This is a genomic window from Bradyrhizobium australafricanum (genome assembly GCF_020329495.1).
Classification (GTDB): Bacteria; Pseudomonadota; Alphaproteobacteria; order Rhizobiales; family Xanthobacteraceae; genus Bradyrhizobium; species Bradyrhizobium australafricanum.
In genome coordinates, this window is sequence record NZ_JAGKJL010000083.1 from 14,812 (window position 1) to 35,830 (window position 21,019).

Consider the following 21,019-nt stretch of genomic DNA (forward strand, 5'->3'; position numbering starts at 1 on the left):
ATGTCGTCCGCTCTCCGTGTCTCGATCATCATGGTGCTGCTGCTTGCGGCTACGGCGCTTGGAATGATCGCCTACAGCATGAACCGACCTGCAGATCCGGTTGTTGCGCAGGCAGTCGAAGAGAAGCCTGCGCCTGCGGCCGCGACGGTCGGCTACTTTGTCGCGACCCGCCCGCTTTCGAAGGGAACGCTGGCGCGGGACGAAGATTTCGCGGTGCGCCAGACAGCACCGAACCGTGTCCCTGCGGGGGCGATCCTTGAAACGCCTGACTCCAAGGCCGGGTTGCCCGGTTCGCTGGTTCGCAAGTTCGTCGAAGCCGGCAGCGCGATTACACTGGACGACATCCTGCGTCCGAAGGATCGCGGCTTCCTTGCCAGCGTCCTGGCGCCGGACAGCCGCGCCATCAGCATCAAGGTCGACGAGGAGACCGGTGTGTCCGGTCTGATCAGGCCGGGCGACAATGTCGACGTGGTGCTGACCCAGGTGTTCGAGAAGGCCGCGCCGGTGAAGCGAGCCGTCAGCGAAACCGTTCTGTCCAATGTGCGCGTGATCGCGATCGACCAGGAGATTGCGCAAGGCGGCCGTCCGATCACCAATGCCGTCCCGGGCAAGACGGCGCAGACCGTGTCACTGGAGCTCAAGCCGGATCAGGTCAAGAAGGTGGCCGTCGCAAAGCAGCTCGGAACGCTGTCGCTCGTCATCCGCGCTGCGGCCGAGCAGTGGGGCAAGGCCGACACAAGCGTAACGTCCAGCTGCGACGTATCGCCGGAGCTGGCGCGCCAGAGTGCGATTGCCGGCCAGAGCACGACGGTCGCGATCTATACCGGCAGCGAGGTCAAGCAATACTCGGTCAGGAGACAGGATCTTGACGACGACGCCCGCGCGGGCTGCGACGTGCCGTCCGAACTCGATCGTCAGACCACAGCGGCAGCGAGTGACGTCGGCAAGGGATCGGAGAAACGTTGATGAGTGCGAACATGGCAGTGGTGGAACAACCCGAAGAGACGACGTCTCTTGTCGCGCGCAACCGCATCGTCTGCTTCGTCAATGACGAGCTGAGCGCGGCGGCCCTCCGCAAGGGTCTCGACGGCAGCAATCTGGTGATCCGGCGCGGCACGATCCGTCATGCGACACGCATGCTCGAGACCGACACCGATCTGTACGCGCTGGTGACCGACATCAGCGGGATCGATGATCCCTTCACCGAACTGGAACGCCTCTCCAGTGTCTGTCCGCCCGATGTGAAGGTGGCCCTGATTGGCGACAACAGGGAGATCATCTTCTACCGCGAGCTGATGGAGATCGGCCTTACTGAATACCTGCCGACGCCGATCACCAGGGATATGGTGCTCGACCAGCTGCGTCCCAAGCTGATCGGCGATGTCGCGCCGGCCCAGAACGACCGCGGCGGGCACGTGGTGTCGATCTGTGGCGCGCAGGGCGGCGCCGGCGCGACCAGCGTCGCGATCAACCTCGCGCTGCAACTGGCCGAAACCACCAAGGCCAAGGTCGCGCTGCTCGACCTGCACCTGCAGGGCGGCGAGACCGCGGTGATGCTGGGGGTTCGTCCTGGACCCGGCCTCCGCATCGCCCTTGAAAACCCGATGCGGGCCGACACGCTGTTTCTCGAACGGGCCGCGATCGAGGTGAACGATCGGGTCTGCCTGATTTCCGGCGACGAGGAGCTCGATGCCAAGCTCGACATCACCGAAGCCGGCGTGCGGCACGTGCTGGGCCTGCTCCGTCAGCGGTTCAACTACGTCGTTGTCGATGTGCCGGTGCCGTTCCCGGCATCGATCTATCCGGTCATTCAGATGTCCCGTCATGTGCTGGTGCTGTTGGAGGCCGAAGTAACCGGCCTGCGCAATGCCCACGCGCTGCGCAACGCCGTCACCAACATCGCGGGCAAGGATCGGGTGTTTACCCTGCTCAATCGCGCCGACCGCGCCGGCGGTCTGCCGAGGGCGACGATCGTCAAGGCGCTTGGCGCCGAGCCGGACATGATCATCCCGGATCTCGGCAAGGGAATGACCCAGGCGGTCAACCTCGGCGTTCCGGCTCTGAAGCACGTATCCGGTCTGCGGCGCCACCTTGCCCCGATCGTACGGGAAATCACCGGCGTCGGTGCCAAGAAAAGCGCCGGGTGGAAGAGGTGGCTCGGGCTATGAAAAAGTTCGGCAGGCGCGCAGACGAAATGCCAGTGCGGATGCCCGCAGCGGTGCCGGACGCCCCGGCAGCGGCACCAAGCGCGCGGCCGGTGCCGCCACCCTTGCCGCCGGCGGAATCGAGCGTGGCGTCACCGGCATCCAGCCTGTTTGCATCGGCGCCGAAGCATGAAGAACCTGCGACCCACCATCCGGTGATGTCGGCATCCCTGCGCGAACGGGTCATCGAGCAGATCGAGCCGTCGGTGGCCGCGACCGTTCCCCGCGACGTCCTGCGGCGGCAGATCGAGGAAATCATCCACGGCATCGCCAACCAGGAGCGGCTGGAGCTGTCGGGCCGCGAGCAGCTCTTCCTGGCGGAGGAGATCGCCGACGACATGACCGGCTACGGGCCGCTGCGTCCGCTTCTGCTCGACGAGACGATCAACGACATCATGATCAACGGGCCGAGCAACGTCTATGTCGAGCGGGCCGGCAAGCTGGAGCGGGTCGCGGTCCGGTTTCGCGACAACGACCATATCGCCTCGGTCGCACAGAAGATCGCCTCGCAGGTCGGCCGGCGGGTGGATGAATCCAGCCCGATGGTGGACTGCCGGCTGCCGGACGGCAGCCGTGTCAACATCATCCTGCCGCCGCTGGCTATTCACAGCCCCTGCATCTCGATCCGAAAATTTCCCAACCGGCGTCTGAACATCGCCGGCATGATCGAAAATGGCTCGATGACCGCCGCGCTCGGACAGCTGCTGGAGATCGCCTCGCGTTGCCGGCTTAACGTCCTGGTCTCCGGAGGCACCGGTTCCGGCAAGACGACGCTGCTGAACGCCTTGAGTCAGTTCATCGACCATAGCGAGCGCATCGTCACGATTGAGGACGCGGCGGAGCTGCAGCTTCAGCAGCCGCATGTGATCAGCCTTGAGACCCGTCCGGCCAGCCTCGAGGGCACCGGCCAGGTGACGCAGCGCGACCTTCTGTGGAACGCACTTCGTATGCGTCCGGACCGCATCGTCGTCGGTGAGGTGCGCGGCGCCGAGGCGTTCGACATGCTGCAGGCGATGAACACCGGCCATGACGGATCGATCTCCACCGTGCACGCCAACAGTACCCGCGACGCGCTCACGCGCGTGGAGAACATGGTGCAGATGGGGCAGGTCAATCTGCCGTCGCGCGCAATCCGCTCCCAGATCGTCGCCGCCCTGGATCTGATTGTGCAAGTCGAGCGCATGCGGGATGGTCAGCGCCGCATCGTGCAGATCAGCGAGGTGATCGGCCTCGAGGGTGAGGTGATCACCACCAACGACATCGCGCTGTTCGAGTACAAGGACGAGGATGTCCAGGGGCGGATATCCGGCACCTATCGCTCCACCAATGCGGTTCCGAAGTTCAAGAGCCGCCTCGTCTATTACGGGCTCGATCGGGCCTGGGCAGAAGCGATGAGGCACATCTGATGTCGACGCCCTTGATCATCGTTCTGGTGCTTCTGTTGTGTGCCGGGGCCAACACCCTTTGGCTCGACGCACGACAGAGACGAATGGATCGCCAGCTCGAGATTGCGCTGCCGACGGCTGAAGCCGCAGCCTTGGTGTCCATCCGTCGCGCGGCCAAGACGTCGCGTTGGCGCGCGCTCCAGCGCTTTGCCAATTACCGCCCTGATATGGTGTACGTCGTACGACCGGTCTATGTGCTGCTTGCAGGGGGAATGGCAGCGGCAGGAATTCTCTACGTCAATGGATTCCTGCGGTTCCCTGGCTCCTATGGAGCCATTGCGGCTGTCGGCGTCGCCATCATGGTCGTGCGCGGTCTGTTCGGATGGCAGCAACATCGCTTTGCAAACCAGCTCTTCCAGCAGCTTCCCGATGCGGTCCAGCTGGTGACGAGTACTGTCCGGTCCGGATTGCCCGTGCACGAAGCTTTTCGCACCATCGCCCGCGAGATGCCGCAACCGACATCCGGGCAATTTGCCATCGTCTGTCATGAATTGAACCTGGGCAGGTCACCCGAGGAGGCCGTCGAGGAGATCTATCAGCGAACGCAGGTGTCGGAGTATGCGATGTTTGCGGTAACCCTCGCGGTGCAATTGAAGACCGGCGGCAGCCTGGCGGAAACACTGCAGACGTTGGGCGAGACCGTGAGTCAGCGGGTTGCGCTGGCGGCGCGTGCGAAGGCCCTGGCGGGAGAGGTCATCTTTTCATCGCGTGCGCTCACCTGTGCGCCGGTCGTTATCGGCGGGCTGCTTTACCTGATCAATCCGCAGTCGGTCGACCTGCTGTTGTTCGATCCGCAAGGAAACGTGCTGCTCGCTTATGCGGCGAGCTCGGTCCTGATCGGGCATTTCGTGATCCGTTGGATGGTCAGAAGGGAAACCACCCTATGACGGCTGTTCTCGGTTTTGCCACGCTTGCCGTCGCGCTCGCGGCCGCGACCTTCCTGCTGCTCATTCGCGAGATACATCTGCGCACCCTGGACACGCGTGTCTCGAATGCCGTGCTGGGCATCTCCGATCGATCGAATTCGAAGGATCTGATCGGCTGGCTTTCATCGGTCGGCATGCGCTACAGGCGCTACTACGCCCAGGAAAATCTCGACCAGCTGAGGATGGTTCTTCAGTCGGCAGGGTTCAATCACTATCGAACCCTGCCGATCTGGATCGGCTTCAAGACGGTCAGCACATATGTGCTGCCGATCGCGGCTTTCTCTATTTCGCAGATTCTTGGACGGCCGTTCAGCGACGTGATGATCTTCACGCTGCTTGGCCTGGCGTTTGGAATCATGATTCCGCGCCTGATCTTGCTGGTCGTGAAGCGACGTTTCGATGCCGCGATCCGGCTCGGTACGCCGGACACCATCGATCTTCTTGTGGTTTGCAGCGAAGCCGGCATGGGCCTGGAGAGCGCGATTGAGCGTGTGGCGGAGGAGATGCGGGAGACCAATCCCGCTATCACCCACGTGCTGCGCGGTCTTCTCGATGATCTCCGGATCCTGCCGAACCGTGCCGACGCCTTCGAGAAGCTTGCGTCCACGTCGGAGGGCCTCCGTCGCTTCGGCACCATGGTCAGCCAGAGCCTGCAATATGGCACGCCGCTCAGTCAGGCGCTGCGCAGCATCGCAGTCGACCTGCGCCGCGAACGCATCACCAAGCTCGAGGAGCGGGCGCACAAACTGGGCGCCAAGCTGACCGTTCCGATGGTGCTGTTCCTGCTTCCGGCGATGTTCGTCATTCTGGGCGGAAGCCCGTTCCTTCATTTGATCCGTACATTCTCCAACCTCGGCAATTGAGCCATGAGCGCAGCTGCAATGAGTCTTTCGACGAACCTGGCCTACGATCGGGCGACCCGATTCCTGGGCAGCGCATGGTTCCTGCTGTTGGGACTTGCCGTGACAACCAATCTTGCGAAGACGGGGCAGCCATGGCCGTCGCTCGTCTCGAATTTTCTTGTCGCGGTGTTTTACCTGATGCTGGCGCTGCTGATCCTGATCCGCGGCCCCGCAAAGGCGCAGGCCGAAGGCCTGCTGCCGAGGATTGCGGCGTTCGTCGGCACCTACTGGCCGTGGACGATCACGTTTTTCGAGAAGACCGAGGGCGCATTGCCGAATTTGCTGTCCGCGGTTTGCGTGCTGACCGGCATGATCATGATCCTCGTGACCGTCCGCCATCTCGGACGGTCGTTCAGCCTGGTGCCGCAGGCGCGTTCGGTGGTGCAAACCGGGCCGTACCGGTGGATCAAGCATCCGCTCTATCTGTCGGAAGAGATCGTGTTCCTTGGTGTCGTGCTGCAACATCTGAGCTGGATGACCGTAGGCCTGCTGATTCTGCACATCTGCATCCAGGTCTGGCGAATTCACTACGAGGAGGACGTGCTTCGGCGCACGCTTCCTGAATATTCCAGCTACGAGGCGTCGCGCTGGAGATTGATTCCCTATGTCTGGTGAGCGGCCATGCAGAGCTGGAAGAGCCGTGTGAGCAGCAAACGTTCCCTGATCGCGGATCGACGCGGCGCCGTCGCGTTCGAGATGCTGTTCGTTTTCGCTTTCCTGTTCCTGGTTATTCTGCTGCCGCTTGCCGACCTGGCGCTGGCGGGCTTTCAATACATCCAGGCGCTAGCTGCGCTGCGCGGGTTTGGACAATCCATCCAGTACTCCCCGCCGGGCGACGTCACGAACGCCTCCAGCTGGGCGGCGGCCGCGCTCGCCAAGGCCGATTCTCGCTACCCCATACCCAGCATCCAGCTGATCTGCGGCGAGAGCAATGCGGTCTGCGATTCGACCAATTCTGATCCGTCCCAGCCGAAGTACTACGTGTATTCAACGACGATCACGCTGACGCCAATGGTGTTGAGGTCGGCGATTTGCACCAGCACCAATAGCAATCCTTGTTCGTTCACGCTGACCTATTCGGAACGGTTTCAATGAGGTGTTCCATGCGCAACATGCTTCATTGCCGCCGCGGCTCGGCCGCGTTCGCAACGGTGATTGCGCTGATCCCGTTGATCGGAATGATGGCGCTCGGCGGTGAAGCCGGGTCGTGGTACGTCACCCAGCAACGCGCCCAGGGTGCGGCCGATGCGGCGGCCTACGCCGGCGCCTTGCGGCTCGCGTGCGACAGCGCCCCGCAGCCGGGAACGACCTGCAACAACACCCAGACATATGATTACCGCGGCAAGCAGGTGGCAGCTCAGAATGCGTTCTGCAATTCCGGCGACACCGCCTATCCCGGCTCCAGATGTGTGGCGACCAGCGGCGTCACGCGGACCGTTCAGGTCGCCTCGCTGACGTCGTGGAACGGCGTGGCGGGGACGTACGTTCAGGCCACCATCAGCCAGCAGCAGCCGGGATATCTCGCGCAGGTGCTTGGCTTGTCGACGGTCACGATCGCCGCGACGGCGGTCGCCAAGCTCGACAGCTTGGCGAAACCTCCATGCGTGTTGGCGTTGAAGGACCCCGTTACTTTCCAGGGCAGCGCTACGGTATCGTCAGCAAACTGCGGTATCTCGTCGGACAGCAGCGCATCGAACGCGATCGGCTTCATCGGCAATTCCGGCATCTCGGTGAATGCGCCGAGCTACACGGTCGGCGGCTGCTCCCAGACGGGCGGAAGTCAATGCACCGGCGTGCAAACCTATCAGCAACCGATCCCTGATCCGCTAAGTGCAGTCAACACGGCGCTGTCCGCGTTGAAGACGTCAGATTTCGCGAACAATAACAACAACGCAGTACCCCAGCCATATGAGACATGCAGCTGTTACAATAGCTCCAATAATCCGACGTTCAGCGGCGCATTAAACGGCACCTACTATTTTTCGGGGAACGTCAAGATCAATATGAATCCGACCATAACCGGTACGGCTACCCTGATATTTTTCGCGGGAGCGACGCTCACCATTACAGGGACCCCGACGATCCAGCTCACGGCAATGAAGTCGCCTACTGGACCGTCCGTATTGTCAGCATCGGTCAAGGCCCTGATGACGGATCTGCTGATCTATGACGGTGAGGCGTATTCGAAGCAAGGCGTCAATATCAGTGGCACTTCGACCAGCTATTTCAATGGCACGGTCTATATCCCGAATGCACCAGTTACATACGGAGGCAACAGCTCGTCGAGTGCCCCCGGCACCGGTTGCTATCAGGTCATAGCCTACGCGGTGAGTTTCCAGGGCAATACGAGCCTGGACAACAGTAAGTGTTCGTCGGATGGGGCAGCAAGGCCCAACGTTCAAACCGTGCGCCTGGTGCAGTGATGAAAAGGCTCGACCAGCGCGGGGTCGCGGCTCTCGAGTTCTGCCTCATCGCCGTGCCCTTGTTCACCCTGATCTTCGCCGTGTTTGATTTCGGACGCTACGCGATCACGATGCAGTCGCTGCGCCTGCTTGCGGATGCCGGCGCCCGGGCGAACATGATCAGCTGCTACTCGCCCGCCGTGCTGGCGTCCAATTCACCATCCACCTGCACCGGTGACTATCTGACGCTTGCGCAGAAGCAGGCCGTTGCTCCCTTCCTGTATGGCGCCAGTCTCACGCCGACGGTGACCACGACGGCAGGCGCCTCGGCGCTGACGGTGACAGCATCCCTGTCGGGCTTTGCCATGATCATGCCGATCTGGGGCACGTCCCTCAACGCGCCGAGCGTGTCGACCACGATTCCCTTCTGAGCAGAACCCGATTCGGCGAGGCTGATCGGCGGCGCCGGCTTGGGCGGCCGGCGGAGCGGCTCGGCCCGTTGGGCGGCCGGGAATAGCCCGGGCGGGCTATGGAAGTGGTGCGCGCTGGCAACAACGGGGAGTTTTCTCCCGCGTTGCCGCAGCCGGGCGGACCTCTCTCCTTGCAATCGAGGCGCGTAGCGGGGGATGATCTACCAGCCGCCGTTAGCGGCCTTGCGACCCGGGTGAGTACTCGGTGCGCGGGGAAATGGGAATTTTCGCGAGTAACTATTTGTAGTCGGACAGACTGTAAGCTCTACGGCGTGGTGGACGAACGGGAGTGATCGGGACGCCGAGGTCGTAGATTTACGGGGATCGTCGCGGAGACGCGGCGAAGGGGATTGGCATGATGGGAAGTCGCGTTTCGGTTGATGCGGGACTTGGGCTGGTCGCCCTGAGCGCGCTGGCGTTTGGCACTGCGATAGCCCTGTTTCATTTCACCGACCCTGCTGCCGCCGCGGAGCGGCGGGCGCCGTCGTCCAGCGGCGTGTTCGTCAGCGAGATGAGCGACGTCCAGCGCGTCAAGGTCACGATCAACAAGTCGCGCACCTTCAGGGTCGATACCGCGTTCTCGTCGATCATCGCGGGCTCGCCCGATATCGTCGACGTGAAGTCGCTGAGCGATCACCTGATCTACGTCCAAGGCAAGAGGACCGGCACCACCAACGTCATCCTGTTCGACAGCTCGATGAAGCAAATCGGCATCCTCGATGTCGAGGTCACGATCGACATCGGCACTCTGCAGCAGAGCATCCAGTCCAGCACCGGCACCCGCGGCATTCGCGTGTCCGCCTCCGAAGGGCAGGTGGTGCTGAGCGGAATGGCCGCCGATGCGGTCGCCGCCGAGAAAGCCATGGCCATTGCCACCGGCACCGTCCCGAAGGGCGGCGTCGTCGTCAACGCCATGAACGTGGCTGCGCCGCAGCAAGTCATGCTGGAAGTGCGCTTCCTCGAGGTCGCGAGGTCCGCCGGCCGCGAACTGGGCATGAACCTCTATGCCGGCAATAGCAACCTCACGCAGGTTGGAAATACGGGCACCGCTGGCAGACCGGTAGCCTCACAGACCCCTCAAGGCGTTCCTGTTCTATCCACCGCGTCAGGGCTGATCGGTGGCGCGGTCCCGTTCGGTAACCTCTTAACGAATGTGTTGAGAACGAGTAGTGGCACTTCGGTCGATCTGTTGCTGCAGGCGCTGGAGACAAAAGGGCTGGTGCGCAGCCTGGCTGAGCCCAACCTGATGGCGTTGTCGGGCGATTCGGCGCGCTTCCTGGCGGGTGGCGAATTTCCGGTGCCGGTAGCTTCCACCAGTACGAACGGCTTTCCCACCGTCACCATCGAATTCAAGAAGTTCGGCGTCGAGTTGGGCTTCGTCCCCACCGTTCTCTCGCGCGGCGTAATCAACCTTCGGGTTGAGCCGTCGGTCAGCGAGCTCGATTTCACCAATGCGGTGACAATCCAGGGGACCACAATTCCAGCATTAAGCAGCCGCAACGCTCGGACCACGGTTGAATTGCGCGACGGTCAGAGCTTTGCAATTGCCGGCCTGCTCCAGACCCGCAACGCACAGGATGTCCAGCAATTGCCCTGGATCGGCTCGGTGCCGGTCCTTGGTGCGTTGTTCCGAAGCGCGTCTTATCAGCAGAAAGAGACGGATCTGGTGGTCATCGTGACGCCGCGTTTGGTCGCGCCAGCGGCACCTGGACAGCAATTGGCGTCGCCGCTGGACTCCCGCCTGCCTGCAAACGATGTCGACTTCTTCCTCAACGGCCAGATGGAAGTGAAAAAGCGCTACAATGACTACGTCAATTCCGGCGGTGACATCAAAGGTCCCTACGGGCACATCATCGCCCCCGATGTCCGGGTCTCTGCGCCACCTGCGGTTGTAACCGACCAGCCCGTAGTCAAGACGCTCAACTGAAGGACGACCGATATGACATGCACGGCGTTACTCGCAGTTTTCACGCTCGGGGCTTGCAATGGCTTGGCCGGCAATGACGAAATGGATCGTTATTTCCAGCGTTCGGATACCATCACCTTAAGTGCCGGGGACGCGAAGCAGGTCAATGCCGTGACCCATACGATCCATCCCTGGCCGAGCTACGTCGGCGATCGGCGGATCGTCTCTCAGGCCGCGAAGACCGACGGCTCTATTAAGCGTTATCGTCTCGGTAACCAACCGCGCGATCCGTTGCCGGCGTTCGGAGGGGATGCTCCGGGGTTGGGGCACCCCCCAATGGGAGCGGCGGGTGCAATCGGAGCAGCGGTGGATGCAAATAATGGTAGTAGCATCTACTTTGGAACTGGAGCTGGCTTGGCCGGCGTAGGCGCCGCGACCCAACGGTAACGAGTTTGAGATAGCTATTTTTCTACCGCTAATACGTCTCCAACCCCGTTCTGCTAGTGTGGAAGCAATATTGGAGCGTATAATTATGGGGCAGGGATAACGGTTATGCGGCGCCTTTTTGTTTGGCTAGCTTGCGCCTCAGTGGCCACAGCCCTCGCGGCTTGCGATACGGTGCAAGAATATACTGTGCGTGACGCCGCTGTCGTCGCGCCCGGCGCTCCAGCCGGTCCCGACCCCGTGCAGGAGCCGACCGACGTCAAATACTATCCCTCCGACGAACCGGTGCGGATGGGGCTCGAGCACTACAACCGTGGCAATTACGGAATCTCGCAGCGCTATTTCAAGGATGCGGTCGAGAAGGCGCCGAAGGACGTGACGGCCTGGGTCGGGCTCGCGGCGAGCTACGACAAGTTGCGCCGCTTCGATCTTGCCGATCAGGCCTATGCCCAGGCGATCCGGCTTGGCGGCGAGACCGTCCAGATCCTCAACGATCAGGGCTACTCCCTCATGCTGCGCGGCAATCTGAACGGCGCGCGGCGGAAGTTCGAGAAGGCGTATTCGCTCGATCCGGGCAACCCCGTGATCGCCAACAACCTCGAGCTTCTCAACGGCAGCCGGCGCTTCATCGAGCGGCCGCCGAACAATCAGCCATAGATGCTCTTGCCGACCGGGAAGCCCGATTTCAGTAATCAGCGCCGGAGCTTCGCCTCGAGTGCGGCGCCGAGAACATTAGTATGGTCATCGGTCCGGGCGACGCCACGAGCCGGGGGCGAGGCGCACCATCCCTGCGTCGGCAAGTCGCCTAAATCTTTCACGTCTAGGCAAACGCCACCACGCAGATGCGGTCCAGACGTCGGCCTCCGTCCTCATCGGGGGAGTCTGAAATTTGCCAATGCGGCGAGACATCGTGCACGCTAGACTAGTACGCCGTCCGCCCACGGAGCGCCATATGCCGGTTCGAGAGAACGATGACCCCGTGAGATTAGGTGTCCGGCGAACGCCTAGCGTCACCCGGGTCGCACCAGCTTGATTCAATGAGAGTCTCTTCGGGTTCTGCTCAAGGTAAGTCTGTCGCCGAGACTCGTTTGGTGTCGGCCGCCATGCCGTAGCGAACAAGAGCTGCGGAAAGAAGGATGCGGCTCGTCCTTAGTCTCGATGCTCCAAGAGTGCGGAATGATATATCCAATGCAATCGCTCGCTGGCGGAGAGGTACGCACGGGCTCTGTGAAATTTGCTGCTTGACTGTTACCTAAAGAATTCGACTGCGTTGAGCCCATTTTTGGGAGCGCCATCGGGTCTCGCTGGGATGAGTCCGGACTTCTCCGAAATATGCATTGAAAGCGCTGATTTAGTCCAGGATACGATGCCTCTTGATCTCCCTAATGAGCAATAATCGTCTTGTCTGCGCGGCATTGAGCAGGCTCTCGAACAAGACAAAGACCTCGCGCGCCTGGACGTAGACGTCCGCGTTGATGGAATGCTGATCGAAACCGTACGATGCCAGACGTGCCTCGATTTCGGTCGCGTCAGAAGGACTGAGCCGCCAACTCAGCGCATTTTGGCGTGTGTGGTACTCGGCTTCGTCCGCGAACTCAGGCGCGATCCCGGCCAGATCGATACTGCGTAAGGCGGCCTCAATTGCCTTTTGCCGATAGATCACAAGCAGCCGATGGCGCAGCAGGCGGTAGCGCTGGATCTCCCAGGAGAGTTCGGCGACATCGATGGCGAGCAACCATTCGATGGCAGACCGCGGCGACAACTCAGCGAAGATCGCCTGGCGTAACGCTTGGTACTGGTCAAGGCGTTCACCGGGGAGCAGCAGGGGAGGCGGCGCCAACACCTCAAACTCGACCGGCAGCATTGACGTTGTTGCAGTTAGCTCATGTGCGGTTTGGAATGGCGCGTTCATGGTGGGGAAATCTGCGATCCTAGGCGCGGGGGAGGGACCGCGTTGACGCTGGCGGCGGTAAGCGCGTGGATCGGACTTGCCGCCCACAAGTCATGCGCCACCTGCAACGGCGTGATCTGAAAGTTCGCCCACCAGGCCCTTTCATTGCCGTGCCGATGCAGCTCCTGGTGATGGGCACGGCACAACGGAACGGTGTACTCGTCGCTGACCTTGCGGCCGAGAGCCCTTGGCTGGGCGAACTTCAAATGGTGGGCGTCGCACGGGCTTTTCCGACAGACGAGGCAAGGCTGGTCCCGGACAAACATGAGGTGCGCCTTGCTGCGCTTACGGGGCAGCTCCTTTGGATGCGCCAGCGCGGCGTCAGGCGCAGCTGCTGGTAAAGGGTTCTGCAGCGCGGCGGTGCTCGCAGGAGCCTCCAAGGGCGGCTCCGACGACAGGCCCGGGTCTTGATCGCAGGCAGGCGCCTGTTCGATCGTCTTGGCTACCGGACGGTCGGTTTCCTGAAGCTTGGTCAGATAGACGGCCTCGACGAGCCTGGCGTCCGGCTCCAACAGGGTGTTCTTGAGTGGTAGGCTGGCCTTGGCCCAGATAAGCAGGTCGTCGCCGGGAGGCAGGGCCGCGAGCTGGCTCAACAGCCGCTCCCGCAGCTCGGCGGACTCTGGGGTCCCCAGCACCGCCGGGCGGTTGAGAACGCCCTTGGCGGGGGTGGCCTTCGCGGCACGGGCCGCCTGCGCCGCCGCGGCCGGTGGGCCGGCGACCGCGTCGGGGGCGTCGAGATCGTCTTCGCCGGCAATGCCGACCAGGGCAAACAGGGCATAGCGGCGCGCATAGGTGAGCGCCGCCCCCATGCGGTGCGGCGCCTCGACGTCTTTGACGGCACAGACCGGCCAGTCCGACGAAATCCATTCCCCGGAGGCGTGGGCGAGCAGGGTGGTGAGGTGAATGTGGCCCGTGGCTTGCTCGATCCGGGTGGTCTGGACGGTGGCGATCTCCTGCCGGCTCAAGGTCTTGCGGACGATGTCGAGGCCGGCGGCGAGCGACGCGTAGCGGAAGCTCCGATCGTCATCGCGCAGGAACGGCGAGCGGATCATCGCGGTCAGGGTCTTTTCCGGGTTGGCCAGCTCGGCCTGCGCCTTGGCGAGCGCGGCTGCGATCGCGCCGATATGTTCACTGGCCTGATGCATGGACGCTCTCCATCTCAACCGGATCAAAGCTGATGGCGCCTGATTTCGCGCGCTTGGCGCGAATGCCGCAGCCGAACGCTTCCTTGGCATCCTCGGGCACAAGCTTTTTCAGTTCGGCCTTCGCCCGCTCGTGGTCGCCATGGGCGACGCGGGTGCGGAGGTAGCTCGCCGCACATTCGGCCCACAGGTTGGAGGCGGTCATGTCGACGACCTTGACGGCGGCTAGACGCGGGCGCGGCGCTTCGCTCCCAAACAGGGCCGGCGGTTCACCGCTTTGCACGCAGCGCCAGAACTTCTTTTCCGCGGTGAGCAGAAGGTGTTGGTAGAGCGGGTCGGCATGCACCGTGATCTCGATCCATTTGCCGCCTCCGGTGATCACCGAGAGCACCGCCGACCTTGCCGCGACCACCCACATGTTGTGCTGCAGCTGCGCCATGTGCTTTGCCGCGGCCGTCTCCTCGGTAAAGGTCCAGGGCAACATGAACTTGGCCTCGAACACCGCACCGGTCCGTTCGACGATGCCGTCGAGCGTGGCGGCCATCCAGGCATGTACGGGATGTCGAACCCGCTTCTGAATGTCGATGACGGTTTGTCCAGTACAGCCTTGGTACCAATTGCGGTTCAAATTCTCGGTTGCTATGCCGAGTTGAACGAGCAAGTTGCGCGAAAAATCCTCCGGCGCGAGCTCACCGCGTTTCTCGCGCCAGAGGCGAACGAGCTTGTCCTGGTCATCACCCATGATGATCCTTGCATCCGAACCGCCGATAAAGGCTCGCCGATCATGGTGGTTGAACTTGATGATGGAACAGGGCGCCTCGGCGCCATTGGCTTGGATCGTGGCCACCGGTATCTCCTTGGTTTGGCGTAACGCGGCCTGCCGCCGCACCTCCAAAAGCCCCGCATTTGCAGGGTGAGATACCGGGGCCATCGGTTGAGCCCGGTCGAATCAGTAACGCTCGTTCTGCGAAAGAATGCCAGTCCTTTCCGCAGCAAGATTGTTGCTCTTTTGGCTCGAAAACCCCGATATTTCAGCCCCTTTGGGCCGCTCTCGGCCGCGGCTACGACGGGCGGAGAACCAAAGGCAATGGCTTCGTTTCGACAAATCGAAGCCAATCGAGCACCGCGAGAGCGCTGTAGCTTCTACAACGCGGCGGCTTTGCCGTGGCAGTTCTTGTCCATGGCAGCGCGTGGCGCGCGGAAGCAGCCTTAGAGATCCGGTGGCGACGGGTGGCGGCAATCGGTTCGATGACGCCGATCGCCACCTCCTTGTCCGAAGAATGACAGCAGCCTTCCGCGCTCGACCGCGTGCAAGCTTCGGAGCGCGCCCTGGCGGACGTCTTGTTGCTTATTAGTTGTCATCGCCGCCGCCAAAAATCGGCAACCCAATAGAAGGGGGTGAGTCGGACCAATGGGAGGACGACCACCACAGGAATTGGGTCAGGCTATCGACCTGATCATCGTGCCGTCCATTGGGGAAGGCGAGAATCTCAGACAGAAAATCCGCCAGCCAGGGCGCTTCGCGCGGCAGAAAAACCTGTCCGGCCTCGATCTTCGCCGACTGTGCCGCCAAGCGGTCCTGCTTGTCGCCCCTCGGCACAATCGCGATCGGCTCAACCATCCCAGACGGCGGGTTATGCCTGAGCTCCTGTTGCAGGGAAAAGCCAAATCCAGCTTTCTCGATCAAGATGGCATCGGGGCCAAACGCGCGCGCGAGCTGCTGGATTTTGCGGCGCAGATCGGGATAGGCAAGTCGGTCGCGAAACACGTCGAGCAGATAGCATTTGGTTTTCCGCTTGAGCCAGGTGGTGCAGACCGAGAAATCATTGTTGTCGCCAATGCCAGCCGCCACGTCCCAACTCTGAACCATACGATCAGCCGGTTGTAGCACAGGGGATTGATCATAGAACTGCAGCCACTCGCGCTTGATGGCGTTTCCGCCATCGGGCACCGGCTGCTGCAGATATTGGGATGCAAATCGCTGACTGCCGATGTCGCGCTTGATCCGTTCCAGCACCTGCGCGTCCTCTCGCGTGGGCTGTAGCGGCTCGCCGCATCGCCAGTGCTTGAACTTCTGCGGTCCGATCGCGATCGCGCCGTCCTCCGCCGCGATCGCCGGCAAATTCAAATGGCACCAGGATTCGCTGCGGAGCAGGTGGCCCGACAAATCATCGGGGTGCAGGCGCTGCATGACCACGATAATCTGACCTGTCTTCTTGTCGTCTAGACGCGACAATAGTGTCCCTTGGAACCAATTGATGACTTGGCCGCGCGCCTTGTCCGAAAGCGCCTCGTCCGCCTTGTGGGGGTCGTCAATGATGATGAGATTGGCGCCACGGCCGGTCAAACGTACCCTCAACGGATGTGGCGTAGCGACCACCGCCTTGCGTTGTCACCGCCTCAAGACCGCTGTCTCTAGCCAGACGCATCGCAGGGAAGGCGGCGCGGTACCAGTCAGAGTCGATCACCATCCTGAATTGCCGATGCAGCTCGAGGGCCAATTCACCGGAGTAACTGACCACGATGACGCGGCGGCGTGGATCGTGCCCGAGTAACCACGCGACAAAGGCAACGGACACGCATATCGATTTCAGCGCGCGAGGCGGCATATTGATGATGAGGCGGTGAATCCTGCCTTGCTGCAGGCACCTCAGCTGGTAGGCCAGGGCCTCAATGTGCCAGCTCTCGACGTAAGTCGCGTCACGCGCGATGGTATTGAAGCTTTTCCAGAGAAAAGAGCAGAAATCAATGCGCAGCAGCGCCGCGAAAACCACGGTTTTCATGGCAGCAGTTTCTCTTCCATCATGCGTCGAAAATAGGCATCAAGAATGGCCTGATCGCTTGCTTCAATCGGCACATCGACGGCAGGTTTCGGCTCATCGTACCTTTCGCCAAGACGAAGCAGCTGTTCCAGGGCGCGCGGGTCCCCCTTTAGTGCTTTGATGCACAGCGTCTCCAGGCCGGCGCGCTGCGTGGTCATCTTGTTGACCTGTCCGTTTTTACTGACTTTCACAGGTGTTTGAAGCGCTTCGCAAACGTCTGTTTTGAAGTTGCGAACCCCTTTCGGTCGGCCGTTAGGATTGCCGGATTGCCCGGGCTTGAACCGGGTATGCTTAGGCGGCTTGCCGTAGCCGACGTCGGCATTCGATTGCCGGCGTTTCGAGTTAAAACGGACGCGCTTGACCACAATCATCCCTCCATTGTGTCAGTTTGAACCATCGGAATACGGCCGGCCGGTTTCAGCGTGATAAGCCGCCTCGCCAGTGAGACGTTGCCAGCGCTGGATCGTGACATCGACATAGGCGGGATTGAGCTCGAGCAATCGCGCTCGGCGCCCGGTCTTCTCGGCCGCAATCAGGGTGGTGCCGGCACCGCCGAACGGATCGAGAATGAGATCACCCGGATTGGAGCAGTCACGGATGGCGTCGGCAATCATGGCAACCGGCTTAACGGTGGGGTGCAGAGAGAGCTTGCTTTTCGACGTGCCACCGAGCGCGCTCTGGCTCACGTAGTTCCAGACGTTGGTTCGGTTGCGCCCATGACGGCCGAGCGCAACATTGTTGACGTGGGGCGCGGTGCCGAGCTTGTAGACGAAGATGAACTCGTGCTGCGATCGGTACAGCGAGCCCATGCCGGCATTGCTCTTGTTCCAGACGCAGATGTTCTTGAGCTCGGTGAAGACGACGTCGCCGGCGGCAAGCTGCTCGCGTGCGTGGCGCCAATCCGAGCAGACATAATGGATGCTACCCTCGCCGGAAAATCGGGCGGCGTGACCTAACACGGTCTGAAGGAAAGCCTGGTGCTCGGACGATGAAAGTTCACCTTTTCCCATTGGGAAATCGTGGTGACGCGAAGTTTCCGAGCGCGTCACGTGGCCCTTGATCGGCACATTATAGGGCGGATCGGTAAAACCCATGCCGGCCGTTTCTGATCCGAGGAGTTTCGCGAAGCTCTCCCGGCTGCGGGAGTCGTCACATCGAATAATGTGGGTGCCGCACATGAACTGGTCGCCGATCTTACAGATGGGAGCCGCTTTCCCTTCGTCCGACGGAAGCTGGTCCTCCTGATCGAGCCCGCCGTCGTCGAGGATGACGTCAAGTTCGCCAACGTCGAGGCCCAGCGTGGCTTCTGGATCGAGGGCAAGGATCTCCTCGATCTCGAGCTTGAACTCCGGCTCGTTCCAGCTGGCATATTCTGGAATTTTGTTGAGCGCGACCCGAAGCGCGCGCTGCTTGGCCTCGGACAGATCAGCGATGCATACGACCGGCAAGTCACGAAATCCGAGTTTTCTGCCGGCAAGCGCCACGCCCCAGCCGTCGATCACCCTGCCGTCCGGACCGACGAGAATGGGCAGCACGGCCCCATAGGTCTGCAGACAATCGGCAATTTTCTGCAGTTGTGCTGGCGAGTGCCGGCGGATGTCGCGCCCACGCGGCGGCTTTAGCTCGGGGAGGGGCCTGTGCGAGATCTTTAGTTCAGGGGAGACAACGTGAGGTGTTCGCAGTTTGATTGCTGTCGTCATTAACTCACTCCAATCGCCGGAGCGGACCACGTGCCGCCGATCGGTATAGAATAAGACGACAGACATGCATCGTGGATGAGCAACTGAGGCAATGCCTTTGCTGCCTCGGCGTGCTTGACTTGGGAGGCTTGCGGGTGAGATCCTTCGAGAGGCGGAATGCACTCCCGGGATCCGCTATGATTTGTACGCGATCCGACTACTAAAATTCATGGTTTTCATTGAACCGAGAGCGAGAACGTCGTCGTTGTCAGGTTCGCGTGCGGCTTGTACCGGGACGATGTCCCGGTAACGCGCTTGAGCTCAATAGCGATGCAAGAAAGGGCGATGCGCATGCGTCACTTGCGGCCGGCGGCACGCAAGATGGTATCACGGGAAACTTTGGGCAGCCCTTTTTGTTCAAGCCATTTGCTGACCCGATCGACGAGTCGATCGTTGACCAACTCATGTGCGGGTGGCACATCCTTCGCCCAAATTGCATTTATGGCGGTTTCCGCGGCCGTGCGCTGGGGACGTTCCCGGTGTTTTCTTTTCGGTTTGTCAGATTGTGGAGCACCCGGGGCAGCCGCGCCGGGCAGTAATTTTGCCATCACGTCGATGCTGGAAAGCTCGATTCCAGCTATTGACCATAGCCCTGGATGATGGCGCGGGAGTTCGCGAAGCCTCCATGGCTTTTTTGGCCGCGACTCTTGCCAGTCGATATCGTCCGGCGTGAGGTCGGTTGGTATCTGAAGGTTGTTACCAGACACGATGTCTTTCGACGTCTGCTGTCTGCTATGATGATGCTCTAATCTGGCGCGGAATTCGATGACACCGTCCGACAGTGCATGGCAGATGCCCCATTGGGCTTGCTCCAGCGAACAAGCTCGAGACTTCATGAGCTGTTCGACCGCAGCAGATGGACTTAACCATTTCGATTCGTAAATCAGGGACGGTTCCTCCAATTAGATTGAAGGGGGCGAATGACGCGAGTGTCTCGGTAGAAAAACGGCGGTTACGATTCACGGAATACTGCAAGAACAAAGCTGCGTGGCTACCGAGACCTAACCTGAAGATTACAATATGATAATACCGTTGATTCGGCGCAACTCGGTATCGCTTCCGAAGCCTTAAATGTGCACCCGCCTTCGGGGCTTGATGATGCGGACGATGAGAGCCATGGTTTGGGTGCCGGAAGTTGGAATCGGCTGGGCGAAGGATGACCTCGACGCAGCAAATCGCAGCCAATCGCCGCAACGCCAAGCGCAGCACTGGTCCGAAAACGGCCTGTGGAAAAGCCAAGTCCAGCCAAAATGCATTGCGCCATGGCCTGGCGCGGGAACGGGATGCCGCGGGGCTAGCGAACCTGATGATCGCCCTTCGTTGCGGCCTCGGACAACAGGTGGCCTCAGAAACCCTCGCTGCCATCGCACGGGCCAAACACGACCTGCTGTCCGCACGTAGCGTGCGCCAGGCGATGGTGGCCGATCTTTTTGAATGCCCGGCCGTGGAGACGGTGAAGCGCCTTAAGCGGATTGAGCGTTACGAACGGAGCGCATTGGCTGCGCAGAAGCGCGCGCTTCGGTCTCTCAAGTCAGAACATGGCTAAGTTTGCGAATGAATTGGCTTCGTTCTGGAAGCACGAGGATGCGCCAACAGGTGGGGACAGGGCAAGCGTTCCATGCAGGACCGGAACGAGCGGTTAGCCGCGGCCGGGCCCGCCGACGTCGGAGGTCTCAGTGGCAACCTTGCAACATTTTTTCCCTGCTCGCGCGAGCCGAATTCCCTGTTTTTACCAGCAGGATTCCCTGCAAGAAATCCTGGACTGACCGGCAGGATACGTCGGAATTTCAAGCGCTGCTGGGCGCGCTTTGTCCCGGACAGGAGCCTCAAAACGGCGCATTTCCTTGCAGAATTCCCTGTTAGCAGGAAACGTCGCAATGATTCATTCAAGGCAACGTGAGGCCAGCAAATGAGGCCGTCCCGCGCCGAGCTAATTCGGCAGCAGCACGGCATCGATGCGGCGGCTGTTTCGCGTGCTGATGATGATGGCACCGTTGCGGGTCGCAAATCTCGCGCCGACAAGGCGCGGCACCTTCTCCGTCAGCGATGAAGGCAGCGGAATCATTCCGCCGGTGACGGGATCGCCGACGTTGATCGGCGCGACTGCTGCGCCGGCCGAAGGCGCTGCCTTGATGTACTCCCTGATCAACTGAATCTCTTCACGCGAGAGGCTGAGCGCGGCCTGTTCGCCCGCGCCGTCAGGCAGCTTCTTTTCCGCCTCGGCCTTGTCTTGCGCATCTTGCTGCTGGGCAGCCTCGCGTCTTGCGACTTCGACCTGTTCGAGTCTGGCGAGGCGTTCCCTCAGCGGCGCGATCTCTCGCCGCAACGCGGCCATGTCCGACTTCAGCGAAGAGAGCTGACCAAGCGCAATCGCGGCGGCAACGCAAGCGACGACCGAGATCAGGCTGAGGCACGCTACCGCCAGCCCCGTCAATCCGCCTCGACGATCGGCACGACGATCCCCGACATCCTCCGCGGATCGCCGTTGCCGCGCGGCCGTGGTCCTCGCGCGTCATACCGGGGAGCTCGAGATCAACGTCGTCGGGACGGTCGATCGCAGTATCCGCAACGTAATGGCGCGTGTCGGCCGTAGCGGCGTCCAATCGCTCCGCTTCCTGTCGATCGGGTCCTTGTTCGATGCGGGCGGTTTCAAGCGAGCGCCACAG

21 protein-coding genes are annotated in these 21,019 nt (G+C 61.4%); 12 read left to right on the forward strand and 9 right to left on the reverse strand.

Features of this window, described 5'->3' with window-relative positions:
- From cpaB to J6525_RS41040, 11 genes are all read left to right on the forward strand, one after another.
- Entirely contained in the window at window positions 1-966 is a 966-nt protein-coding gene (gene cpaB / locus J6525_RS40990; protein WP_168856862.1) for a Flp pilus assembly protein CpaB, read from the forward strand.
- Between the two features lie 170 nt (window positions 967-1,136).
- On the forward strand, window positions 1,137-2,168 hold the full coding sequence (locus J6525_RS40995) for a CpaE/TadZ family protein (RefSeq protein WP_225648934.1): 1,032 nt from the start codon (window positions 1,137-1,139) through the stop codon (window positions 2,166-2,168).
- On the forward strand, window positions 2,165-3,610 hold the full coding sequence (locus J6525_RS41000; RefSeq protein WP_057017081.1) for a TadA family conjugal transfer-associated ATPase: 1,446 nt from the start codon (window positions 2,165-2,167) through the stop codon (window positions 3,608-3,610). The genes J6525_RS40995 and J6525_RS41000 overlap by 4 nt, the downstream gene beginning before the upstream one ends.
- Window positions 3,610-4,536 carry a type II secretion system F family protein gene (locus J6525_RS41005; protein WP_225648935.1) on the forward strand — a complete coding sequence of 309 codons (927 nt, stop codon included), beginning with the start codon at window positions 3,610-3,612 and terminating at the stop codon, window positions 4,534-4,536. Before J6525_RS41000 ends, J6525_RS41005 begins: the two co-directional genes overlap by 1 nt.
- Window positions 4,533-5,438, forward strand: a complete 906-nt coding sequence (locus J6525_RS41010) for a type II secretion system F family protein (protein ID WP_092090357.1) — start codon at window positions 4,533-4,535, stop codon at window positions 5,436-5,438. The genes J6525_RS41005 and J6525_RS41010 overlap by 4 nt, the downstream gene beginning before the upstream one ends.
- An 18-nt stretch (window positions 5,439-5,456) precedes the next feature.
- Complete coding sequence (locus tag J6525_RS41015) at window positions 5,457-6,092, forward strand: methyltransferase family protein (RefSeq protein ID WP_092090358.1); 636 nt, start codon at window positions 5,457-5,459, stop codon at window positions 6,090-6,092.
- Between the two features lie 6 nt (window positions 6,093-6,098).
- Window positions 6,099-6,572, forward strand: a complete 474-nt coding sequence (locus J6525_RS41020) for a hypothetical protein (RefSeq protein ID WP_225648936.1) — start codon at window positions 6,099-6,101, stop codon at window positions 6,570-6,572.
- Between the two features lie 8 nt (window positions 6,573-6,580).
- Window positions 6,581-7,900: a pilus assembly protein TadG-related protein gene (locus tag J6525_RS41025; RefSeq protein ID WP_176937274.1), complete on the forward strand. Its 1,320-nt coding sequence runs from the start codon at window positions 6,581-6,583 to the stop codon at window positions 7,898-7,900.
- Complete coding sequence (locus tag J6525_RS41030) at window positions 7,900-8,310, forward strand: TadE/TadG family type IV pilus assembly protein (RefSeq protein WP_225648937.1); 411 nt, start codon at window positions 7,900-7,902, stop codon at window positions 8,308-8,310. The genes J6525_RS41025 and J6525_RS41030 overlap by 1 nt, the downstream gene beginning before the upstream one ends.
- 394 nt (window positions 8,311-8,704) lie before the next feature.
- Window positions 8,705-10,276, forward strand: coding sequence for a type II and III secretion system protein family protein (locus J6525_RS41035; protein WP_092090362.1), 1,572 nt, complete (start codon window positions 8,705-8,707; stop codon window positions 10,274-10,276).
- Between the two features lie 612 nt (window positions 10,277-10,888).
- The gene (locus J6525_RS41040) at window positions 10,889-11,356 is read left to right on the forward strand and encodes a tetratricopeptide repeat protein (protein ID WP_225648938.1); all 468 of its coding nucleotides are present in this window, start codon (window positions 10,889-10,891) and stop codon (window positions 11,354-11,356) included.
- Between the two features lie 694 nt (window positions 11,357-12,050).
- On the opposite strand, the gene J6525_RS41045 is transcribed toward J6525_RS41040, so the two are convergent.
- From J6525_RS41045 to J6525_RS41080, 8 genes are all read right to left on the reverse strand, one after another.
- Window positions 12,051-12,611, reverse strand: a complete 561-nt coding sequence (locus tag J6525_RS41045) for a hypothetical protein (RefSeq protein ID WP_092084592.1) — start codon at window positions 12,609-12,611, stop codon at window positions 12,051-12,053.
- The gene (locus tag J6525_RS41050; RefSeq protein WP_225648939.1) at window positions 12,608-13,795 is read right to left on the reverse strand and encodes an ERF family protein; all 1,188 of its coding nucleotides are present in this window, start codon (window positions 13,793-13,795) and stop codon (window positions 12,608-12,610) included. The genes J6525_RS41045 and J6525_RS41050 overlap by 4 nt, the downstream gene beginning before the upstream one ends.
- Entirely contained in the window at window positions 13,779-14,630 is an 852-nt protein-coding gene (locus tag J6525_RS41055) for a YqaJ viral recombinase family nuclease (protein ID WP_376708636.1), read from the reverse strand. Before J6525_RS41055 ends, J6525_RS41050 begins: the two co-directional genes overlap by 17 nt.
- Before the next feature lie 513 nt (window positions 14,631-15,143).
- Entirely contained in the window at window positions 15,144-16,139 is a 996-nt protein-coding gene (gene terL / locus J6525_RS41060) for a phage terminase large subunit (protein WP_225648940.1), read from the reverse strand.
- Entirely contained in the window at window positions 16,105-16,575 is a 471-nt protein-coding gene (locus J6525_RS41065; RefSeq protein ID WP_225648941.1) for a hypothetical protein, read from the reverse strand. Before J6525_RS41065 ends, terL begins: the two co-directional genes overlap by 35 nt.
- Window positions 16,572-16,985: a DUF5681 domain-containing protein gene (locus J6525_RS41070; RefSeq protein WP_225648942.1), complete on the reverse strand. Its 414-nt coding sequence runs from the start codon at window positions 16,983-16,985 to the stop codon at window positions 16,572-16,574. The genes J6525_RS41065 and J6525_RS41070 overlap by 4 nt, the downstream gene beginning before the upstream one ends.
- A 12-nt stretch (window positions 16,986-16,997) precedes the next feature.
- On the reverse strand, window positions 16,998-18,314 hold the full coding sequence (locus J6525_RS41075) for a DNA modification methylase (RefSeq protein WP_225648943.1): 1,317 nt from the start codon (window positions 18,312-18,314) through the stop codon (window positions 16,998-17,000).
- A gap of 335 nt (window positions 18,315-18,649) precedes the next feature.
- Window positions 18,650-19,189: a hypothetical protein gene (locus J6525_RS41080; RefSeq protein ID WP_225648944.1), complete on the reverse strand. Its 540-nt coding sequence runs from the start codon at window positions 19,187-19,189 to the stop codon at window positions 18,650-18,652.
- A 320-nt stretch (window positions 19,190-19,509) separates the two neighbouring features.
- Here J6525_RS41080 and J6525_RS41085 point away from each other — a divergent pair, with 320 nt between their 5' ends.
- On the forward strand, window positions 19,510-19,899 hold the full coding sequence (locus J6525_RS41085) for a hypothetical protein (RefSeq protein WP_225648945.1): 390 nt from the start codon (window positions 19,510-19,512) through the stop codon (window positions 19,897-19,899).
- A 384-nt stretch (window positions 19,900-20,283) separates the two neighbouring features.
- On the opposite strand, the gene J6525_RS41090 is transcribed toward J6525_RS41085, so the two are convergent.
- Entirely contained in the window at window positions 20,284-20,787 is a 504-nt protein-coding gene (locus tag J6525_RS41090) for a hypothetical protein (protein ID WP_225648946.1), read from the reverse strand.
- Window positions 20,788-21,019: the final 232 nt, after the last annotated feature.

What these genes read in the sequence shown, in the direction of transcription:
- cpaB (WP_168856862.1), top strand. Translation starts at nt 1, where the DNA reads ATGTCGTCCGCTCTCCGTGTCTCGATCATCATGGTGCTGCTGCTTGCG.
- J6525_RS40995 (WP_225648934.1), top strand. Translation starts at nt 1,137, where the DNA reads ATGCTCGAGACCGACACCGATCTGTACGCGCTGGTGACCGACATCAGC.
- J6525_RS41000 (WP_057017081.1), top strand. Translation starts at nt 2,165, where the DNA reads ATGAAAAAGTTCGGCAGGCGCGCAGACGAAATGCCAGTGCGGATGCCC.
- J6525_RS41005 (WP_225648935.1), top strand. Translation starts at nt 3,610, where the DNA reads ATGTCGACGCCCTTGATCATCGTTCTGGTGCTTCTGTTGTGTGCCGGG.
- J6525_RS41010 (WP_092090357.1), top strand. Translation starts at nt 4,533, where the DNA reads ATGACGGCTGTTCTCGGTTTTGCCACGCTTGCCGTCGCGCTCGCGGCC.
- J6525_RS41015 (WP_092090358.1), top strand. Translation starts at nt 5,457, where the DNA reads ATGAGTCTTTCGACGAACCTGGCCTACGATCGGGCGACCCGATTCCTG.
- J6525_RS41020 (WP_225648936.1), top strand. Translation starts at nt 6,099, where the DNA reads ATGCAGAGCTGGAAGAGCCGTGTGAGCAGCAAACGTTCCCTGATCGCG.
- J6525_RS41025 (WP_176937274.1), top strand. Translation starts at nt 6,581, where the DNA reads ATGCGCAACATGCTTCATTGCCGCCGCGGCTCGGCCGCGTTCGCAACG.
- J6525_RS41030 (WP_225648937.1), top strand. Translation starts at nt 7,900, where the DNA reads ATGAAAAGGCTCGACCAGCGCGGGGTCGCGGCTCTCGAGTTCTGCCTC.
- J6525_RS41035 (WP_092090362.1), top strand. Translation starts at nt 8,705, where the DNA reads ATGATGGGAAGTCGCGTTTCGGTTGATGCGGGACTTGGGCTGGTCGCC.
- J6525_RS41045 (WP_092084592.1), bottom strand. Translation starts at nt 12,611, where the DNA reads ATGAACGCGCCATTCCAAACCGCACATGAGCTAACTGCAACAACGTCA.
- J6525_RS41050 (WP_225648939.1), bottom strand. Translation starts at nt 13,795, where the DNA reads ATGCATCAGGCCAGTGAACATATCGGCGCGATCGCAGCCGCGCTCGCC.
- J6525_RS41065 (WP_225648941.1), bottom strand. Translation starts at nt 16,575, where the DNA reads ATGAAAACCGTGGTTTTCGCGGCGCTGCTGCGCATTGATTTCTGCTCT.
- J6525_RS41070 (WP_225648942.1), bottom strand. Translation starts at nt 16,985, where the DNA reads ATGATTGTGGTCAAGCGCGTCCGTTTTAACTCGAAACGCCGGCAATCG.
- J6525_RS41075 (WP_225648943.1), bottom strand. Translation starts at nt 18,314, where the DNA reads ATGACGACAGCAATCAAACTGCGAACACCTCACGTTGTCTCCCCTGAA.
- J6525_RS41080 (WP_225648944.1), bottom strand. Translation starts at nt 19,189, where the DNA reads ATGAAGTCTCGAGCTTGTTCGCTGGAGCAAGCCCAATGGGGCATCTGC.
- J6525_RS41085 (WP_225648945.1), top strand. Translation starts at nt 19,510, where the DNA reads ATGACCTCGACGCAGCAAATCGCAGCCAATCGCCGCAACGCCAAGCGC.